17 protein-coding genes are annotated in these 19,010 nt (G+C 76.0%); 13 read left to right on the forward strand and 4 right to left on the reverse strand.

Annotation, left to right across the window (positions count from 1 at the left end; all coding sequences use genetic code 11):
• Positions 1-13: 13 nt before the first annotated feature.
• Positions 14-556 (reverse strand): spore maturation protein, encoded by a 543-nt coding sequence (locus RQM47_RS02495; protein WP_311662855.1) that lies wholly within the window; start codon positions 554-556, stop codon positions 14-16.
• Between the two features lie 43 nt (positions 557-599).
• Positions 600-1,694: a nucleoside recognition domain-containing protein gene (locus tag RQM47_RS02500; RefSeq protein ID WP_311662854.1), complete on the reverse strand. Its 1,095-nt coding sequence runs from the start codon at positions 1,692-1,694 to the stop codon at positions 600-602.
• 291 nt (positions 1,695-1,985) lie between these two features.
• Between RQM47_RS02500 and RQM47_RS02505 the strand changes: the two genes are divergently transcribed.
• The 12 genes from RQM47_RS02505 (at position 1,986) to RQM47_RS02560 (ending at position 15,242) form a co-directional block, all read left to right on the forward strand.
• On the forward strand, positions 1,986-3,248 hold the full coding sequence (locus RQM47_RS02505; protein ID WP_409945949.1) for an inositol-3-phosphate synthase: 1,263 nt from the start codon (positions 1,986-1,988) through the stop codon (positions 3,246-3,248).
• Positions 3,245-4,456 (forward strand): HD domain-containing protein, encoded by a 1,212-nt coding sequence (locus tag RQM47_RS02510; RefSeq protein WP_314007268.1) that lies wholly within the window; start codon positions 3,245-3,247, stop codon positions 4,454-4,456. The genes RQM47_RS02505 and RQM47_RS02510 overlap by 4 nt, the downstream gene beginning before the upstream one ends.
• Complete coding sequence (locus RQM47_RS02515) at positions 4,456-5,505, forward strand: Gfo/Idh/MocA family oxidoreductase (RefSeq protein WP_314007270.1); 1,050 nt, start codon at positions 4,456-4,458, stop codon at positions 5,503-5,505. The genes RQM47_RS02510 and RQM47_RS02515 overlap by 1 nt, the downstream gene beginning before the upstream one ends.
• A 60-nt stretch (positions 5,506-5,565) precedes the next feature.
• Positions 5,566-6,429 carry an MBL fold metallo-hydrolase gene (locus RQM47_RS02520; RefSeq protein WP_314007273.1) on the forward strand — a complete coding sequence of 288 codons (864 nt, stop codon included), beginning with the start codon at positions 5,566-5,568 and terminating at the stop codon, positions 6,427-6,429.
• Between the two features lie 120 nt (positions 6,430-6,549).
• A complete protein-coding gene (locus RQM47_RS02525) occupies positions 6,550-8,037 on the forward strand; it encodes a YcaO-like family protein (protein ID WP_314007275.1) in 1,488 nt (495 codons plus the stop codon).
• A 295-nt stretch (positions 8,038-8,332) separates the two neighbouring features.
• Positions 8,333-9,166, forward strand: coding sequence for a sugar phosphate isomerase/epimerase family protein (locus RQM47_RS02530; RefSeq protein ID WP_314007276.1), 834 nt, complete (start codon positions 8,333-8,335; stop codon positions 9,164-9,166).
• 165 nt (positions 9,167-9,331) lie between these two features.
• A complete protein-coding gene (locus tag RQM47_RS02535; RefSeq protein WP_311662847.1) occupies positions 9,332-9,916 on the forward strand; it encodes a biotin transporter BioY in 585 nt (194 codons plus the stop codon).
• A gap of 4 nt (positions 9,917-9,920) precedes the next feature.
• The gene (locus RQM47_RS02540; protein WP_311662846.1) at positions 9,921-10,298 is read left to right on the forward strand and encodes a CHY zinc finger protein; all 378 of its coding nucleotides are present in this window, start codon (positions 9,921-9,923) and stop codon (positions 10,296-10,298) included.
• Between the two features lie 225 nt (positions 10,299-10,523).
• Positions 10,524-11,759, forward strand: a complete 1,236-nt coding sequence (locus RQM47_RS02545) for a glycosyltransferase family 4 protein (RefSeq protein WP_314007277.1) — start codon at positions 10,524-10,526, stop codon at positions 11,757-11,759.
• 121 nt (positions 11,760-11,880) lie between these two features.
• Positions 11,881-12,699 (forward strand): PIG-L deacetylase family protein, encoded by an 819-nt coding sequence (locus RQM47_RS02550; protein WP_314007278.1) that lies wholly within the window; start codon positions 11,881-11,883, stop codon positions 12,697-12,699.
• 300 nt (positions 12,700-12,999) lie between these two features.
• Positions 13,000-14,199, forward strand: a complete 1,200-nt coding sequence (locus tag RQM47_RS02555; RefSeq protein ID WP_311662843.1) for a glycosyltransferase — start codon at positions 13,000-13,002, stop codon at positions 14,197-14,199.
• A gap of 38 nt (positions 14,200-14,237) precedes the next feature.
• The gene (locus RQM47_RS02560; protein WP_314007280.1) at positions 14,238-15,242 is read left to right on the forward strand and encodes a glycosyltransferase; all 1,005 of its coding nucleotides are present in this window, start codon (positions 14,238-14,240) and stop codon (positions 15,240-15,242) included.
• Positions 15,243-15,274: 32 nt separating this feature from the next.
• Here the strand turns inward: RQM47_RS02560 and RQM47_RS02565 are convergent, their stop codons facing one another.
• Positions 15,275-16,147, reverse strand: a complete 873-nt coding sequence (locus RQM47_RS02565; protein WP_311662841.1) for a glycosyltransferase family 2 protein — start codon at positions 16,145-16,147, stop codon at positions 15,275-15,277.
• Between the two features lie 57 nt (positions 16,148-16,204).
• A complete protein-coding gene (locus RQM47_RS02570; protein WP_311662840.1) occupies positions 16,205-17,488 on the reverse strand; it encodes an endonuclease in 1,284 nt (427 codons plus the stop codon).
• Positions 17,489-17,714: 226 nt separating this feature from the next.
• Between RQM47_RS02570 and RQM47_RS02575 the strand changes: the two genes are divergently transcribed.
• Positions 17,715-18,881 (forward strand): alpha/beta hydrolase, encoded by a 1,167-nt coding sequence (locus RQM47_RS02575; RefSeq protein ID WP_311662839.1) that lies wholly within the window; start codon positions 17,715-17,717, stop codon positions 18,879-18,881.
• Positions 18,882-19,010 lie beyond the last annotated feature (129 nt).

The following is a 19,010-nucleotide window of genomic DNA, read 5'->3' on the forward strand; positions in this document are numbered from 1 at the left end:
TACCCCGTACCCGCTACCCGAAGAACAACAGGCAGAGCCAGACGGCGAAGAGCATGGCCGAGACGTCGGCGATGAGGCCGGCCGGGAGCGCGTGCCGCGTCTTGCTCACGCCGACGGCCCCGAAGTACACGGCGATCACGTAGAACGTGGTCTCGGTCGACCCGAACATGGTCGAGGCCATCCGCGTGACGAGCGAGTCGGTCCCGTAGCGCTCGGCGAGCTCGGCCACGACGGCGACCGAGCCGGAGCCCGTGAGCGGGCGGACGATCGCCATGGGCAGCACCTCGGCCGGCATCCCGATGAGCGCGAGGACCGGCGAGAGCGCGCCGGCCAGCCACTCCATCGCGCCCGACGCCCGGAACATCCCGATCGCGAACAGGATGGCCACGAGGTACGGGAGGATCCGCACGGCGACGCCGAACCCCTCCTTGCCGCCCTCGACAAACGACTCGTAGACGGGCACGCGCTTGACGAGGCCGTAGACCGGGATCCCGACGATCATCGCCGGGAGCACGAACACGGACAGCACGCTGATGATCTCGCGGAAGGCGTCCATTGCGGGTTACGAGTGACGGGTTATGGGCGGGGCGGCGACGGGCTCAGGCCACCCCGCCCCCAGCCGCGGGCGGGGCGGCGTCTGGCGCCCGCAGGCCGTGCCGCAGCGGGTCCGTCTCGCGGTAGCGGCGGAGCCGGCCGAGCGTCTTGGCCGCAATGATCGCGACGGCGAGCGAGCCCATCGTCGTGAACAGGATGGGGAAGTAGACCGCGTTCGTCTCAATCCCGATGATGGCGATGAGCGTGAGCGGCGGGATGAGCTGGACGCTCGCCGTGTTGAGGGCCAGGAGCATGACCATCGAGTCGGTCGCGGTCTCGGGCTCGGGGTTCAGCTTCTGGAGCTCCTCCATGGCCTTGATCCCGAACGGCGTGGCCGCGTTGCCCAGCCCGAACACGTTGGCCGCCAGGTTGAGCGCGATCATGCCCATGGCGGGGTGGTCGCGGGGGATGTCGGGGAAGAGCGGGCCGAGGACGGGGCGGACCAGCCGCACCACAGCCCGGACGATGCCGGCGTCCTCGGCGATCTTCAGCAGCCCCAGGAACAGGACGAGCACGCCGACGAGCCCGATCGCAATCGTCACCGCCGTCTCGGCAAAGTCGAGCGCCGCCTGCGTGATGTCGCCCAGCTTGACGAACCGGACCGGCGCGAACGTGAGGCCGGTCGAGACGACCTCCATCCCCGGATCGAACGACTGGACCGGCTGAGGAGTCGGCGGGTTCGGGGCGGGCGGGGCGGTGTATGCGTTCTCGCGGCCCAATTTCAACGTCGGCCCGAGCGTGCCCTGGAGCACGTTGTCGCTCGGGTTCGTCGCGTCGCGGATGACGTCGAGCGGGGCGGGGAGGGGCGCGTCGGCGTCGTCGAGGCGGATCTCGAAGCCCGCGTCGGTCCGCCGGAACGTGGCCGGGTACTCGGCCTCGGGCGCGCCCTCGGCCCCGTAGAACTGGCGGAACGCGTCGGCGTCGATCCGCAGGAGCGCCGGCTGCCGCGCGGCGTCGGCGTCGTAGCCGGCCGGGAAGGCGACCGTCACCGGGAGCGCCTGCCCGTTCCGGTACGTGTCGCGCGCCAGGTCGCCCACGTCGGCGGCGAGGGCGAAGACGAGGCTCACGATGATGAGCCCGGCCCAGATGTAGTTGAGCACGTGCGGGAGCGGGTGGGGGCGCCGCAAGCTCGCCGCCCCGCCCGGCGCGCGCAAGGCGCCCGCCCCGCCCCGTGCCGTACGCCCCGCCCCGCACGCGCGGGCGCCGCCCTCGTGAGAGACCGAGCGGGGCGGTCAGGAGTCTCCTCACATCGAGCGCCCGCGGCCCGGCGCCGGAACAGCAGGCGCCGGCCGGGCGCTTGATCCAGCGGGCGCACGACGCGCCCGGTTTCCTCCCCCACCCCGCCCATGTCTGACACTCCCTCCGGCGACGGCGCCGCGCAGCCCGCCGACCTGTCCACCCCGCCCGCCGGCCGTGTCGGCGTGGCCATCGTCGGCTTGGGCGGGGCGGTGGCGACGACGGCCGTGGCCGGCGTCGAGCTCATGCGCCAGGGCGCGGCCGGCACCGACGGGCTCCCGCTGGCGGCGCTCGCGCCCGAGCGGACGGCGGCGCTCGCACCCTACGAGTCGCTCGTGTTCGGCGGCTGGGACCTGTTCGACGGCGACCTCGCGGCGGCCGCGCTCCACCACAAAGTGCTCGACGCGCAGCAGTACGACGCGGCCAGGGACGCGCTCGCGGCCATCGCGCCGTGGCCGGCCTACGGCGACGACCGCTTCTGCCAGGGCGTGACCGGCGAGCACTGCCACGCCGCCGACCTCGGCCTCCGCGACGTCGTCGACGAGCTGCGCCGGACGCTCCGCGACTTCCAGAGCGAGAACGGGCTCGACCGCGCGGTCGTCATCAACCTGGCCTCGACCGAGGCGTCGCCGGACCTCGACGCCGACGTGTTCCAGACGGCCGAGGCCTTCGAGGCCGCCGTCGACGCCGGCGACGACCGGATCCCGCCGGCCATGCTCTACGCCTACGCCGCCGTCCTGGAGGGCGTCCCCTACGGCAACTTTACGCCGTCGGTCGGCGCCGACGTGCCGGCGCTCGTCGAGCTGGCCGAGGCGCGCGGCGTGCCGCTCGCGGGGAAGGACGGGAAGACGGGGCAGACCTTCCTCAAGACGCTCATGGCGCCGGGCCTTCGCGACCGGGCGCTCCGCGTCGAGGGCTGGTTCTCGACCAACATCCTGGGCAACCGCGACGGCGAGGCGCTCCGCGAGGCGGGCTCGCTGGCCTCGAAGATCGGGACCAAGGGGACCGTCCTCGACCAGATCCTGGGCTACCCCGTCGAGGACCACGTGGTCAAGATCAACTACTACCGCCCGCGCGGCGACGCCAAGGAGGCGTGGGACAACGTGGACCTCGTCGGCTTCCTGGGGCAGCGGATGCAGATCAAGGTCAACTTCCTGTGCAAGGACTCGATCCTGGCCGCCCCGCTCGTGCTCGACATCGCCCGGTGCCTCGACCTCGCCTCGCGGGCGGGGCGGGGCGGCGTGGCCGAGCCGATGGGCGTCTTCTTCAAGGGGCCGATGACGGCCGCCGGCCGCACGCCCGAGCACGACTTCGGCCGGCAGCAGACAGCGTTCCTCGCGTGGCTCGACGGGCTCACCGAGGACACCGCGCCGGCCGACGCGCGTACGGAGTCGTCCACCTCCGCCCCCTCCGCGTGACCCGCCACCCCGCCCGCCCCGCCCCGCCCGTCGACCTCCTCCGCCAGATCCGCGACCTCAAGCGGGTCCGCGACGCGCGCTCGCCGCGGTCGCTCGCCGAGCGCCAGTTTGGGCGTGCGTGGGCGCGGCTCGCGGCCGGCGAGCCCGTCGAGGCGGTCGCGCTGAGCGAGACGGCCGCGGCGCTCGCGGCGGTCCGCCTGGCCGCCCTCAACGCGGGCGTGATGATGGCCCACGGGCTCGACGAGTCCGAGGCGCTCGACGTGCTCGGCCGCGCGTTCGACGACCTGGGCGGGGCGGTCGACGCCGGCCTCCGCGGGCGGCTCCGCGCGGCGCTCGGGGCGCTCCCGCACGGCGAGGAGCCGGCCGTCGTGGACCTCCTCGTGCGCCAGCCGCGCGCGGGCGCCACGCACCCGGGCCTCCCGCGGCTCGTGCTGGAGCCGGCCGAGAGCCACGCCGACCACTCGTTCGCAACGGCCGTGTTCGGCGTGGTCCTGGCCCCGGACTACGGGGCGGACCCGGCGCAGGTGTTCCTGACGGGCCTCGCCCACCACCTGTTCAACGCCTCGCTCCCCGACGCCGGCCACGCGGGCGACGTGCTGATCGGCGACGACCTGACCGCGCGGATGGCGACCGTCGCGACCGACCGGGCCGTCGCCACGCTGCCGGTCGAGCTGCAGTCGCTCGTCCGCGACGCGCTCGGGCTCACGCGCGAGGCCCGGTTCGCCGAGCCCGAGGCGCAGGCGTTCCACGCGGCCGACGCGCTCGACCGCGTGCTCGAAATGGACTGGCACGCGCGCACGGCCCGGTTCACGCTCGACGACGCGCTGGGCAGCGACACGGCCGCCGGCCAGCTCGACGTCTGCCACGGCGGGTTCTACCAGGACCTCCAGCGCGACGTGCTCCGCGCCGCCGGCCTGTTCGCGTTCGACCACCCCGCCCGCGGCGAGGGCGGGGCGGTCGGCTCAAGCTCCCCCCTCCCGGCCTCCCCCCGTCGGGGGGAGGAGAGCGACCCTTCTGAGGCCGACCGCCCCGCCCTGCCCGACACGCCCGCGCCCGCCACCCCGCCCTCGGGCAGCTACGAGCGGGGCGGGCACGGGGCCGTCGCCGCAGACTCGCCGCTCGCGGGCGGGCCGGGCGCCGAGGACGGCGAGGTGCTGCGCGACGGCACGACGGTCGCCCACCTGGAGCGCCGCGAGCTCGGGTCGTGATGGGCGACACGATCGGCTGGGGCGTCGTCGGGGCGGGGTGGGTCGCGCGCGACTACGTCGGCCCGGGGATCGCGGCGAGCGCGAACGGGCGCGTGGTCGCGGCGTGCGACCTCGACGCGGCAGCCCTCGACGCCTTCCTCCCGGACCACGACCTGGAGCGGACGACGAGCCTCGACGCACTGTTGGCGCGCGACGACGTCGACGCCGTCTACGTGGCGACGCCGAACGACGCGCACCTCGGGCCGGTGCGCGCGGCGGCGGCGGCGGGCAAGGCCGTGCTCTGCGAGAAGCCAGTCGCGCGGACGCTCGCCGAGGCCGAGGCGCTGCTCGGCGCCGCGCAGGCGGCGGGCGTGCCGTACGGGACCGCGTTCGACCAGCGGTTCCACCCCGCCCACGTTGCCCTGCGCGAGTTGATCGCGGGCGGGGCGCTGGGGACCGTCACGGCCGTCCGCATCCGCTACGCCTGCTGGACCGGGCCGGACTGGTCGCCCGACGAGAACCCACACGATAATTGGCGGGCGGACCCCGAGCGTGCGGGGGGCGGGGCGTTCCTCGACCTCGCCCCGCACGGGCTCGACCTCACGCAGGTCCTCCTGGGCGAGCCGATCACCGACGTCGCCGCGCTCCTCCAGCGCCGGGTCCATGACTACGCCGTCGACGACGGCGCCGCCCTCGTCGGGCGGACCGAGGGCGGGGCGCTCCTCAACCTGTCCGTCGCCTACAACTGCCCCGACACGTTTCCGCGCCGCGAGCTCGAAGTGGTCGGCACGCGGGCGCGGGCGCTCGCGCTCAACACGATGGGGCAGACGCCGGGCGGCACGCTCACGCTCACCGACGACGAGGGCGGGGCGGAGGCGGTCCCCTTCGACGGCGCGGCGAGCCCGTTCCGGCTCCAGGTCGAGGCCTTCGCCGACGCCCTCCTCCGCGGCGAGCCGTTCGCGTGGTCGCCGGCGCACGACCTCCACACGATGCGGCTGCTGGACGCGGCCCTGGGCGAGCCGTCGGCGCGCGTGCCCGCACCGGACGCCGCCCTGCCCGTTTCTGCCTGACCCCGGATGCGGACACCATGCATGGTGTCCCCCTACAGAGCGACACCCGCCCCGCCCGCTGTGCCCCACACCGACGATCCGCTGCCCCGCTGGGCCTGCACGAACTGCGGGTTCTGGCAGCCCTACTTCGCCACCCCGCCCGACTGCCCCGTCTGCACCGATTACCGGCACCCGCTGCCGCGGGCGGGGTGGGACTTCGTGAGCGAGGGCGAGGCGGCCGGGCGGTTCGAGACGACGTGGCGCGAGGTGCTCCCCGACGTGTGGGCCTTCGAGACGGCGCCGGCGCTCGGGATCGGCCCGCTGGGCTGGATTCTCCGCACCGAGCACGGCAACGTGTCGTGGGAAGGGGCGGGGTGGACGTCGGACGCGGCGCTCGACCAGATGGAGGCGCTGGGCGGCGTCCGCTTCCTGTCGGGCTCGCACGCCCACGTGTTCGGGTCGTGGTGGCGCGTCGCCGAGCGGTTCGAGCCCGAGGTCGTGGTGCAGAGCGCGGCGCTCCCGTTCGCGCAGGCGCTCGCGGTCTCGTGGCCGTTCGGGGCCGAGGCCGAGCTCGCGCCCGGGCTCCGGCTCCTGTGGACGGGCGGCCACACGGCGGGCCACAGCGTGCTCCACTGGGAGGCGCGGCGGCTCGTGTTCTGCGGCGACGCGTTCAAGTTCCGGCTGGACGCAGACGGCCGCGCCACGCACGTCTCGACGCACAAGGCGTACGACGCGCACATCCCGCTCTCGCACGACGACGCCCGCGCCTACCGCGCCTTGTTCGCCGCCCTCGACTTCGACGGCGTGGTGACGCCGTGGGAGGCCGTCCCGACCGGCGGCAAGGCGGCCGTGCTGTCGCTGCTCGACGTCCAACTCGCCGGGCACCCCTCAGCCGACTGGCACGAAATCCCCGGCGGCCCTCTCCCCGCCCCGCCCCGCCTTTGACGTGGGCGGGGTGGCGGACCGCCCCACCCGCGCCGCCCTGCCCGGGACACCATGCATGGTGTCCCTACGATGCCCGCCCCGCCCGAGGCGCATTTGCCCATCGCTCGTCGCCCGTCACTCATGGCCCATCCCCCCGACCCGCCCGCCGTCGCCCTGTACCGCCGGGCGCTGGGGCTCAACGAGACGTTCGAGTTCCCGCTCACGCCGCTCGACACGACCGGTATTCCGGTGTGGACTGTGGCGACCTGGATCGACGGCGAGTTCCAGAGCGGAATCGGCTACGGCGAGACCGACGACCGCGCCCGAATCGGGGCCTGGGGCGAGCTGGCCGAGGGCGTCTTCGTCCACCGCCTGCGCGCCGACCTCCCCGCCCGCCGCGCCTCGTACCGCGAGTTGGTCGAGGGCGGGGCGGACGCCGTCGACCCGCTCCGCCTCCGGCTCCCGGTCGGGACCGACTACACCGAGGACACGGAGCGCCTGTGGGTCGAGGCCCAGCGCGTCGGGCGGGGCGGGGCGGCCTACGTGCTGCTGGACGAGGCCGTCGCCCACGGCTACAACCTGCCGGACGGCTACCGCCCGCTCTACACGCCGATCACGAACGGTCTCGGCGCCGGCGACACGCGCGAGCGGGCCGTCGCGCACGGACTCCTGGAGCTCGTCCAGCGCGACGCCTCGTCGGTCGGCTACCGGGCCTTCGACCGCGGGCTCGTGATCGACCTGGACGGCGTGACGGACCCGGTCTCGCGCGAGTGGATCGACCGCCTGCAAACGGGCGGCGTCACGCTCATGGCAAAGCTGGCCGACACCCCGCTCGGCATCCCGGTCGTCTACGTCGAGGGCCGCGAGCGGGACCTGGACGCGATGCCGCACCCGCTGGTCCTCACGGGCGCCGGCGAGGGCGCCCACCCCGACCGCGAGCGGGCGCTGAAAAAGGCGCTCCTGGAGTACGGCGCGAGCCGGGTCCGCAAGCGGTACGCGCACGGGCCGCTCGCGGACCTGGAGGGCGCGGTGCCCGATGCCTACCTCGCGCGCGTTCGCGAGGCGGGCGTGGCGCCCGAGGAGGACCGCGCGACGGACGCCGTCGCCGAGTGGGCCGGGCTGGACGGCCGCGAGCAGCTCCGCCGGCTGGAGGGGACGTGGTTCCGCGAGGCCGAGCGGCTCCCGTTCGACGCGCTCCCCACGCACGACGTGGCCGACGACCCGGCTGCGCTCGTCGCCTTCGTAACCGAGCGGCTCGCCGACGCCGGGCTCGACGCGTTCGCCGTCGACCTCGCCCCGCCCGACGCGCCGGTGTCGGTGGTCAAGACGATCGTGCCGGGCCTGGAGGTCGAGACGGTGACGTACGGGCGCGTCGGGCCGCGCAACCTCCGCCGGCTCCTCGACCGCATCCGCGCCGGCGACACCATCGTCCACCCCGACCTCGTGGGGATCGGGCGGCCGCCGGCCGAGGCGCAGGCCGTGCCGCTCGCGCCGGACGGCGAGGCGGCATTGGGCGGCCCGGCGTGGGTCTCGCTCGACCTCGTCGAGGAGGCGCTCGGCCCGCTCTACGCCATGTACCGCGAGCCGGCCGAGCACGTCGTCGGCCTCCGCGCCGAGCGGGGCGGGTGACGCGCGGGCGGGGCGGGTGACGCGCGGGCGGGGCGGGGCGAGGCACACCTGAGCGCCCCGCCCCGCCCCGCCCTCGGCGACCGCCTCTTTCACATTCCGCTTTCAGGGCTGTTTGGGATCTCCCCCACCCCCACCGCGAGAGGGCCGGACCCAAAGGGCGGGGTGGAAGACCGACATCGGAGGCCAACGCGAGGGCGGGGCAGCCGCCCAGGGTCCCCCCTCCCAGCCTCCCCCCGCTGGGGGGAGGAGAACGCCGTGCGGTCTCGAACAGCCTCTCACCCTTCCGCATTCCCCCATGCTCCGCTACGCCTACAACACGAACGGGTGCGCCCACCACCGGCTCGAAGACGCGCTCGACCTGATCGCCGAGGCCGGATACGCCGGGGTCGCGCTCACACTCGACTGGCAGCACCTCGACGTGACGGCCGACGACTACGAGGTGCAGGCGTGGAACCTCGGCGTGCTGCTCCGCGAGCGCGGGCTCGGGCTCGTGGTCGAGACCGGCGCCCGGTTCCTCCTGGACCCCCGCCGCAAGCACGAGCCGACGCTCATGAGCCCCGAGGCCGACGGGCGCGAGCGGCGGCTCGACATGCTCACGCGGGCGCTCGACGTGTGCGCGGCGTGCGACGGCGAGACGGTCTCGTTCTGGTCCGGCCCGCTCCGCGACGGCGTCGCCCGCGCGGACGCCTGGGCGTGGCTCGAAGAGGGCGTGGCCGCGCTCGTCGAGCGGGCGGGGCGGCGCGGCGTGACGGCCTCGTTCGAGCCCGAGCCCGGCCACCTGACGGAGCACCTGGCCGACTACGACCGGCTGGCGGCGGCGGCGCCCGGCCTGCGCCTCGCCCTCGACACGGGCCACCTCCTCGTCACCGGCGAGCAGGACCCGGCCGCGGCGGTCCGCGAGCGGGGCGGTCAGTTGGGGACGGTCGCCGTCGAGGACATGGACCGAGGCGTCCACCTGCACAAGCCGTTCGGGACCGGCGACGTGGACGTCCCCCCGATCCTGGCGGCGCTCGCGGACGTCGGGTTCACCGGGCTCGTGACGGTCGAGCTGAGCCGCGAGAGCCCGCGCGCGCACGAGGCGATCCCCGAGTCGATCGCGTTCCTCAAGGCCGCCGAGGGCGCGCGCTAGCCGCCCCGCCCGCCGCAGACCGCCCCGCCCCCACGAGGGCGGGGTGGAGTCGCGGGCCGCCGCCCCGCCCGCCGGCCGCGAGGGCGGGGTGGAGACGGTGCGCGTGGAACCGCCGGCCGCCCCGCCCCCGTTATCTTCCGGCTCCCCTCCCGCCCCGCCCCTCCTATGGCCGCCGTCGCCCTCCGCTCGCCCCGCCCCGCCGCCGCCGACGCCCTCCGCCGCGCCGACGCCTCGGTCACGACCCAGGTGCTGGGCGTGGTCGGGTTCGCACTCCTCGCCGCGCTCGGCGCCCAGGTCAAGATCTACCTGTGGGAGGTCCCGATCACGCTCCAGACGGTCGCCGTGTACGGGGCCGGGCTGTTCCTCGGCGGGCGGAACGGGCTCTTCGCGATGGGGCTCTACCTCGCCGCGGGCCTGCTCTTCCCCGTGTTCGCGGGCGAGGGCCACGGGGTCTCCTACTTTGCCGGCTCGGCGTCGGCCGGGTACCTCCTGGCCTACCCGCTCGTGGCGCTCCTCGTCGGGACGCTCTCGCGGCGGTGGAACTCGTTCGTCGGCTCGGCGCTGTCGATGCTCGCCGGCTCGGCGCTCCTGTTCACGGTCGGCGTGACGTGGCTGCATTTCGCGGCCGGGCACGAGACGTGGACCGAGTCGATCGTCAAGGGCTGGCTCCTGTTCGCCGTGTGGGACCTCGCCAAGGTGTGGCTCGTCGCCGGCGGCTACGCTGGCGTCCGCCGCCTGACGGCGGAGTAGGCGAGTGGGCCGGCGGACGACCGCCCCGCCCGCGCTCGACGCGCGGTTCGCCGTCCCCCTCCGCGGCGTGTCGGTGGACGCGCAGACGCGGTGCGCCCACTACGACGGGCCGACCGACGTCGTCGCCCTCCGGGCCGGGTGCTGCGGCGTCTACCACCCGTGCCACGCCTGCCACGACGAGACGGCGGACCACGCATCCCGCCCGTGGCCGCGCGCCCGGTTCAGCGAGCCCTCCGTCTTGTGCGGCGCGTGCGGCACGACGATGACGGCGCCGGCCTACCTCGCCTCGGGCCACGAGTGCCCCGCTTGCGGCGCACCGTTCAACCCGGGCTGCGCCGCCCACCGCGACCTCTACATCGAGCCCGCCCCGCCCGGAGGCTAGACCGGGCGGGGTGGTGGATCGGGGACGCGACGGACCACGTCCTTACGGCGGCCGACCGCCGGGCGGGGTGGCTCGACTCCGTACGCCCCGCCTGCCCCGGATACAACACGTCGTGTCCCTACGGGTGCCCGCCGTGCGCGGGCGGGGTGGGACCGCCGGACGCCGCCCCGCCCCCTGCTCACCCAGCACCTGCCACCCACTCCACCTCGCCCTTTGGGTCCGCCCGTGCGCGTCTGCTTTATCTCCCGCCGCTTTTTCCCCACGATCTCGGGGATGAGCGTCTACGCCCTCAACCTGCTCCGCCAGCTCCGCGACCAGGGCCACGACGTCGTCTTGGTGAGCCAGCACTACGGCGGCGAGGCGGCGACCGTCTACGGCGACGGCCCGCCGATGGAGGTGCCCGGCATCGAGACGATCGGGATGGAGTCGGTGGGCGAGCAGACGACGGGCGACTTCGAGGCCGACATCGAGGCCATCGTCCAGGTCGTGGAGCAGAAGCACCGGGAGAAACCGTTTGACGTGATCCACGCGCAGTACGCCTACCCGACCGGGCTGGCCGCGCTCGAAGCCAGCCGGCGGACGGGCGCTCCCAACGTGGTCTCGATCCAGGGCGGCGACGGCCACTGGGTCGGCGAGTGCTGCGGGACGCACCGCGAGGCCATGCACGCGGTCCTCGACCACGCCGGCGCGGTCCTCATCGGGAGCGACAGCTTCGCGCGCGAGGTCCACGGCCGGCTGGGGACCGACCTCGCGCGGTTCACGATCGTCCCCGGCGCCGTCAGCGTCGAGCGGTTCCGGCCCCGCCCCGCCCCTGCGGTGGGCGGGGTGGCGGACGAGGCGGCGCCGGTCCTCCTCTACCACGGCCGCGTGGACCGGCGGAAGGGCGTGCTCGACCTGCTCGACGCCGTCCGCCTGCTCCGCGACCGCGGCCGCGCCGTCCGCCTCGCCGTCAGCGGCATCGGGCCGGACGTCGACGCCGTGCGCGAGCGCGTGGCCGTGCTGGACCTGGGCGGGGTGGTCGACGTGCTCGGCATCGCGGGCTACGAGGAGGCGCCGGCCCGGTACCACCTGGGCGACGTGTTCGTGAGCCCGACCTACATGGAGGGGTTCTCGAACACGATCCTGGAGGCGATGGCGAGCGGCCTGCCCATCGTGTCCTGCGAGGTCGTCGGCGTGGTCGACTGCCTCCAAGACGACCGCGACGCGCTCCTCGTCGCGCCCGAGGCGCCGGAGCAGCTGGCCGCCGCCGTCGAGCGGCTCCTGGACGACGCGCCCCTCCGCGAGCGGCTCGCCCAGACGGCGCTCGACGAGGCCCGCACGCTCTACTCGTGGCGCGCCCGCGGCGAGCAGATCGCCGGCGTCTACGCCTCGCTCCAGGGCACGGCGCCCGACAACGGCTGGACCTACGACGGCTCGGACCCGGACCCGTGCGTCTACCGCGGGACGCCGCAGCTGCTGTGAGGGAGGGATAGAGGGATCGGCGATGGAGGGATGGGCAGAATCGGCCGCGGCAGCGGTCGCCACCCCGCCCCGCCGTTCCCCCTCATCCCTCCTCCATCCCGCATCCCTCCATCCCTCCCCCATGATCCTCGCCGTCAGCCCGCACCTGGACGACGCCGCGTTCTCGGCCGGCGGCGCGCTCGCGACGTGGGGGCGGGGCGGGGCGGTCACGGTCGCCGGGGCGCAGACCGCCGTGACTGTCGCGACCGTCTTTACGCAGAGCCACCCCGCCCCTGCCGGCTTCGCGCTCCGCTGCCAGACCGACAAGGGCGTCGCGCCGGACGTGGACTACCTCGCGCTCCGGCGCGAGGAGGACCGGGCCGCCTGCGCCGCGCTCGGCGCCGACCCCGTCTGGCTCGACTTGCCCGAGGCCCCGCATCGCGGCTACGACTCGCCCGAGGCCCTGTTCGCCGGCGTCCACGACGGCGACCGGCGGACGTGGCGCGACGCGCTCGACCGGCTCCGCGCCCTCGTCGCCGCGCGCCCGCCCCGCCTCGTCCTCTCGTGCCAGGGGCTCGGCGGCCACGTCGACCACCTCCACGTGGTCCGCGCCGTCGCCGCGCTCGCCGACGAGACCGGGCTCCCCGTTGCCTGGTGGCGCGACGCGCCCTACGCGCTCCGCGCGCCCGCCGCCCCACCCGCGCTGGGTCTCCCCGCCGGTCTGTCCGAGGTGGCCGTGCCCGTGGGCGGGGCGGCGCTCGCGGCCAAGCTCGACGCCTGCGCCGCCTACGCGAGCCAGATCCCGTACCAGTTCGGCCGCGACGCCGCCGCCCCGCCCGAGGCCGCGATGCGCGAGCGGCTCGCGGCGTTCGCGGACGCCGAGGGCGCGAGGTTGGGGGCGGGGCGGTCGGCCGAGGCGTTCGCCGTGGCGGACCCCGCCGCGCTTGCGGACGTCCGGTAGGCCACCCCGCCCGGGCGTGACCAGGCCGCAGCGTGCGGTCGCTCGCAGCGACGACCACCAGGCGTGACGAGAACGACCAGGCAGGGCGGACCAAACGGCGACGGGGGCGGGGTGGAGCCGGAAGGGGCCACGCACGAGCCGCCCCGCCCAGGCAAATGGCCGCCCAGGCGAACCGCCGTCCCGCTCCTGACCCCTCGTTGAGACCTTTCCTGAAGCGCTCTCGGGCGGGGCGGAGGGATCGTGAGGGGAGCGGCGGACTCTGGCCGCAGCCCGTCCCCTCGTCTCCCCCGGCTCCGCCCCGTGCTCACGTTCCCCCTCCGCGTCGCCCTGATCGGGAGCGCGCGGTACGCCTTCCGCGAACCCTACGTCGGCGGAGTCGCCGCGCACGTGGTCGGGCTCGCGCGGGGGCTGGCGGAGCGGGGCCACGACGTGACGCTGTTCGCGCCCGAGGGGTCCGACGCTGGCGGCGGGGTCCGCACGGTCCCGTTCTGCGCGGCGAGCGGGCTGGACTACTCCGCGGCCGCCCGCGGCGACGTGTCGATGCTGGCCGAGCCGTTCATGCGCGAGCACCACGCGGCGCTCGCGCTGATGCTGGGGCTGCAACGCGGGACGTGGGGCCGGTTCGATGTCGTCCACAACCACTCGCTCCACCACCTCCCGATCGGCATGGCGCCGGCCGTCGACGCGGCGCACCTCACGACGCTCCACTCGCCGCCGACGCCGTGGCAGGAGAGCGCGTTCGCGTGCCTCCCCGAGCGCGACCGGCCCGCCGCCGTGACCGTCTCGGCCACGAACCGGGCGCTCTGGCGGCCGTCGCTCCCGTCGTGCGGCGTCGTTCCGAACGGGGTCGACCTCGGGCGGTGGACGTTCTCGGACCGCCCCGCCCCCGACCTCGCGGTCTGGGCGGGGCGGCTCGTCCCCGAGAAGGGGCCGCACCTGGCCATCGACGCCGCGCGTGCGGCCGGGCTCCGGCTCCGGCTCGTTGGGCCGGCCTACGACGCATCCTACTACGACGCGGAGATCGCGCCCCGCCTGGGCGCCGACGTCGACGTCGTGGGCCACGCGAGCCACGCCGACCTGGCCCGGCACTACGGGGCGGCGGCCGTCGCGCTCTCGACGGCGCGGTGGGAGGAGCCGTACGGGCTCACGCTCGTCGAGGCGCTCGCGTGCGGGACGCCCGTCGCCGCGTTCCGGCGCGGGGCGGCGCCGGAGCTCCTGACGCGCGCGACCGGCCGACTCGCCGCGCCCGACGACGCCGCCGACCTGGCCCGCGCCGCCCGCGAGGCGGCGGCCCTGGACCGCAGGGCGTGCCGGGCGTGGGCCGAGGCGCATGCTTCGGAGCGGGCCATGATCGACCGCTACCTCGCCCTGTACCGCCGGCTCGTCGCGGCGCGTGAGCCCGCCCCGCCCCGCCCGCTGCCGGTGCGGCTCGTCGCGGCGTCGGGCGGGGCGGCGTCGGGCGGGGTGGAGGTCGCCGAGGCCGTCGGCGCCGAGGCGTGAGGCTGGCGTACTACGCCGGCCACCACGGGCGGGGCCACGTGACGCGCGCCGCCGCGGTCCTGGCGCACGTCCGCGCCGAGGCCACGCTGTTTACGTCGGCCGAGCCGCCGCCGCTGCCGGACGGCGTCGCCTGCGTCCGCCTCCCGCCCGACGACCCCGAAGCCGGCTCGGGCGGGGCGGAGCGCGTGTCGCCCGAGCCGTTCCACTACGCGCCGGTCGGGCACGGCGGCGTCCGCCAGCGGATGGCGCAGATCGCGGCGTGGGCCGCCGAGGGGCCGGGCGCCCTCGTCGCCGACGTGTCCGTCGAGGTGGCCACGCTCGGCCGGCTGCTGTCGCTGCCCGTCGTCATCGTCCGCCAGCACGGGGCGCGGTGGGACGGGCCGCACCGCACGGCGTACGGCCTGGCCGAGCGCCTGCTCGCGCCGTTTCCCCCGTCGCTGGAGGAGCCCGACGCGCCGGCGTGGGTCCGCGAGAAGACGGCGTACGTGGGCGGGTTCAGCCGGTTCGACGGCCGCCCCGCCCCGCCCCGCTCTCGGGGCGCCCGCCGCGTCGTGGTTTTGGGCGGGGGCGGGGCGGGTGGAGCGGCGTCGGGTCGGGCGTGGGGACCCGGCGACCTCGCCGCCGCCGCTCGCGCGACGCCGCGCTGGCGGTGGACGGTGCTGGGTGCCGCCACCCCGCCCGGCTCGCCCGACACTCTGGAGGGGGCGGGGTGGGTCGCGGACCCGTGGACGCACCTGGCCTCGGCGTCCGTCGTCGTGGCGACGGCGGGCCACAACGCCGTCATGGAGGCGGCGGCGGCGGGGCGGCCGCTCGTCGTCGTGCCGGAGCCGCGGCCGTTCGACGAGCAGGCGCGGAAGGCGGCGGCCCTGGACCGCATCGGCGCGGCCGTCGCGTGCCCACGGTGGCCGGAGCCGGCGGCCTGGCCCGCCCTCCTCGACCGCGCCCTCGGCTGCGACACCGCCCCGCTCCGCGCCCTCGCGGACGGGGGCGGGGCGGCCCGGGCGGCGGCGGTCCTGGACGACGTGGCACGCGGGGCGGGGTGACATGCCGGCGGGCGGGGCGGCGCCGGCCGTCCCTACGTGCGGAACGGCCGCGCCGAGGTCCGCCGCGCCGCCTCGACCTCGGCTGGCGTCGGCTCGCGGAGGACGACGGCACGTTCGGCGTCCTCCGTCCACTCGACCAGGCCGAGCTGGGCGAACCCGGCGAGCCACCCGCCCATCGGCCACCACCCCCACTTGTCGCGGAAGCGCTGGGCGTTGGCGACCGTCGCGGTGAGCTGCTGGACCGGCGGCTCGAACACGTCATGGTGCCGGTGCGCGACGGCCGCCCCGCCCACGACCACGAGCGGAACGCCGGCACGGCGGGCGGCTTCGGCAAAGTCCGTGTCCTCGCCTGCGTAGCCGCCGTAGCCCTCGTCGAAGCCGCCGAGCGCGAGGAACGTCGTCTTCCGCACGGCCACGGCAAGCCCCCACGCTAGGCCGTAGCGGTCCGAGCGCTCCCAGCCCTCGGCCGGCGGCACGGGCCGGGCGGGGTGGGGCCGCCCCGCCCGCCGGAGCGCGCCGACATCGGCCGGGTCCACGTCGACGCCCGGGGGCAGGTAGAGGACCTCGCCGATGGCGAGGGCGTCCTCGGCGGCGAGCGCGCGGTCGAACGCGGCGAGCGCGCCCGGGAGGGGGACGCAGTCGGCGTCGAGGAACAGGAGCCGCTCCGACCCCGCCGCCCGCGCGCAGGCGTTCCGGGCCGGGCTGTACGCGATCCGCTCGCCCGAGTCGACGTCGAGAAACCGGACGGGGAACGGCGTCGCGGGCGCCCCCGGCCGCGGGTCGTCCCCCCCGCACACGGCGACGACGACCTCGGCAGGCGGGTCGGGCGCGGCGGCGAGCGCGGCGAGCAGCCCGTGGAGGTACGCCGTCCGGTCGCGGACGAGCGTGAGGACGGAGAGCGGCACGGGCGGGGCGGCGGGGGAAGCCACACACGGCGCCGCCCCGCCCGCAGATCCCGCCCGCTAGCGGTTGGGCCGCCCCGGCGTGGCCGGCGCCTCGGTCCACGACCCGCTGACGAACTGGAGCGAGCGGCCGGGCGGGGTGGAGGCCGTCTCGGCCACGCCGAGGTCGTCCGCCGTCTGCCCGGCGGCGGGGCCGTCCGTCGCCGTGAGCGTGCCCTCGTAGCTCAGGAACTGGCGGACCGCCCCGCCCGGCGCCACGAGCGCGAGCGCGTCCGGGCTCCCGTTCTGGAGGCCCTCGACGGGCGTCCACGCGACGCCCGAGGCCGGGAGCGCGCCGCTCAGCGGGACCGTCCGGTAGACGCGGCCGTCGCTCCCGTTGTAGAGCGTGAGGCTCCACCCGTCGAGCGGCGCCCCGGGCGGGCCGGCGAGTTCGACGCCCTCGCCCACGTCCGCGCCCTCGTTGTCGTAGTGGACCTCGACGACCGCGAGGTCGGCCGCCCCGCCCGCGTCCCGGGCGGGGCGGGGCGGCGCTGGGCCGCCGAAGGCGCGGTCGGCGAGCGTCGGGTCGAGGACGAACGGGTTCTCGGTCCCCTGCTGCATCGCGATCCACGCGCTCCGCGCGCGCTCGGCGTCGTCGGGCGGGTCCTGGCGGTTCCAGGCGAGGAGGTCGGCGCGCATGCCGTCGAAAAAGGCAGCCGCCCCGCCCGCCTGTGCCGGATAGAGCGCGGCCACGTAGAACGCGGCGCGGGCGACGTCGCCGGCCCGGTCCTCGCGCGGCTCGAACCGGCCGTCGCCCCGCTCGCTCCACTCGTCGATGGCGACGCGCGGGGTGGCGGACTGGCTCTGGTCGAGCCGGTACCACGCCTCGGCCCGGTCGTCGGGGACCTCGCCGAACGGGAGGTTGCCGCGCGACGAGTTCACAGTCTGGCGGGCCGGGAACAGGTGGTGGAGGTCGCTCCTCAGCGGCTCCTCGCCGGCCCCGTACGACTGCGGCCACACGTGCTCCGTGTTGACGCCGAGGTCGGCCGCCGTCGCGCTCGGGTCGACGCCCGGCGGGACGGCGACGGAAAACCCGCTGTAGACCGCTTCGAGCCGCCCGTCCGTCTCCATCTCGTACGTGAACAGGGAGTCGCGGGCGGGGCCATAGCCCAGCGTCCGCGCCGGCGCGTACTCGGCGCGGAGCGCCGCGAGGAGGTCGCCGCCGCGGAGGTCGGGGAGAACCGTGGCCTCGCCGGCCGCGGGCACGTACGGCCCGACGGTCGAGGTGCCGGACGCGGGGCGCTCGCGGCACGCGGCGAGGGCCAGGACGGCGGCGAGGCACAGGGCGGGGCGGGGCAGGCGCATGGCCCGAAGCTAGACCGCCCGCCCCGCCCGCCGCCCCGCTCGGGGTAGGGCGCGGGGCGATCGTTGTTGGAACGGGTATTTCCCGAGTCGGAGCCCGGGGAGGCCCCTGAAATGGGCCGCCGTGGGCGGCCTGGGGGCACAGCAGCGGGAACGCCTCGTCTAAGGCCCCTCTCCTGCCCGCCCCTGGCCCATGGGCTCCCGCTTTCTTTTTCCTCCCGTACACGGCATGAAATTCTCTCCCTTCCTCCTCGCACTCGCCGTCGTCGGGGCCGGGTGCGGCACGCCGTCGATGGGCTCCGACATGGGCCGGACCGACATGGACCGGGCCGACATGCCCGCCCCGCCCGCCGACGCCGAGGTCGGCCCGTCCGTCGCGGCCACGGACCCGATGGACATCACGCCGTCCGGCTCCGCCCCGCCCTGGGGGCCGACGATCGACCCGCAGATGCTGGCCGTGATCGAGCGGCTCGGGGCCTACGAGCAGCCGCCGTTCACCGAGATGACCCCGTTCCAGGTCCGCAACGGGAAGCTCCCGGCCGAGGCCGTCGCCTCGCTCCTCATGCGGACGGGCCTCCCGCCGTCCTCGCCCGCGGTCGACATCGGCCACCGGATCTTGCCCGTGAGCACCGACGACGGCGTCCTCGTGCGGACGTACACGCCCCTCGACGCCGGCCCCGGCCCGCTCCCGGTCGTCGTGTACTACCACGGCGGCGGCTGGGTCATCGCCGACCTCGACACGTACGAGCCCTCGGCGCGGGCGCTCGCCGAGAAGGCCGGGGCCATCGTGGTCTCGGTGGCCTACCGCCAGGCCCCGGACGTCGTCTACCCCGCGTTCCACGAGGACTCCTACGCGGCCTACGACTGGGTGACGAAGAACGCGGCCGAGCTCGGCGGCGACCCCGACCGGATCGCGACGGCCGGCGAGAGCGCCGGCGGCAACCTGTCCGTCGCCGTCGCGCTCATGGCGCAGGAGCGAGGCGGGCGCGTCCCCGACGCCGTCGTCTCGGTGTACCCCATCGCCGACGGCGACGTCGAGTCCGAGAGCTACGAGCGGTACGCGAACGCCGTCCCGCTCAGCCGCGGGTTCATGGAGTGGTTCTTCGACTACGCCACGCCCGACTGGCGCACGCAGGACTACGAGTACGTGGACCTCACGGCCCGCGACTACAGTGGCTTCCCGCCGACGACCGTCATCAACGCCGAGATCGACCCGCTCCAGTCCGAGGGCGGCGAGCTGGCCGACCGGATGCGGGCGGCCGGCGTGGACGTGGTCCGCGAGGTGTACCCGGGCGTGACCCACGAGTTTTTCGGGATGGCCGCCGTCCTCGAGCAGGCCGTAAACGCCCAGGCGCTGGCCGTCGACCGGCTGAAGGAGGCGTTCGGGACGATGTAGCCGACCCGCCCGTCCTGGCCCTCCACCCCGCCCCCGGTTGCTCACGCGGCCGGGGGCGGGGCGCGTTCGGGCGGGGCGGGTCCCCGGACAGCGGCGTCGGGGACGGCCCGAACGCGGCCCCAGGACGCA

The sequence above is a fragment of the Rubrivirga sp. S365 genome (assembly GCF_032248475.1).
Lineage (GTDB): Bacteria > Bacteroidota > Rhodothermia > Rhodothermales > Rubricoccaceae > Rubrivirga > Rubrivirga litoralis.

Bases quoted from the DNA above. Each gene is read 5' to 3' on its own strand.
- RQM47_RS02515 (WP_314007270.1), top strand. From the start codon at position 4,456: ATGGGCGACACGATCGGCTGGGGCGTCGTCGGGGCGGGGTGGGTCGCG.
- RQM47_RS02525 (WP_314007275.1), top strand. From the start codon at position 6,550: ATGGCCCATCCCCCCGACCCGCCCGCCGTCGCCCTGTACCGCCGGGCG.
- RQM47_RS02550 (WP_314007278.1), top strand. From the start codon at position 11,881: ATGATCCTCGCCGTCAGCCCGCACCTGGACGACGCCGCGTTCTCGGCC.
- RQM47_RS02575 (WP_311662839.1), top strand. From the start codon at position 17,715: ATGAAATTCTCTCCCTTCCTCCTCGCACTCGCCGTCGTCGGGGCCGGG.
- RQM47_RS02570 (WP_311662840.1), bottom strand. From the start codon at position 17,488: ATGCGCCTGCCCCGCCCCGCCCTGTGCCTCGCCGCCGTCCTGGCCCTC.
- RQM47_RS02530 (WP_314007276.1), top strand. From the start codon at position 8,333: ATGCTCCGCTACGCCTACAACACGAACGGGTGCGCCCACCACCGGCTC.
- RQM47_RS02535 (WP_311662847.1), top strand. From the start codon at position 9,332: ATGGCCGCCGTCGCCCTCCGCTCGCCCCGCCCCGCCGCCGCCGACGCC.
- RQM47_RS02495 (WP_311662855.1), bottom strand. From the start codon at position 556: ATGGACGCCTTCCGCGAGATCATCAGCGTGCTGTCCGTGTTCGTGCTC.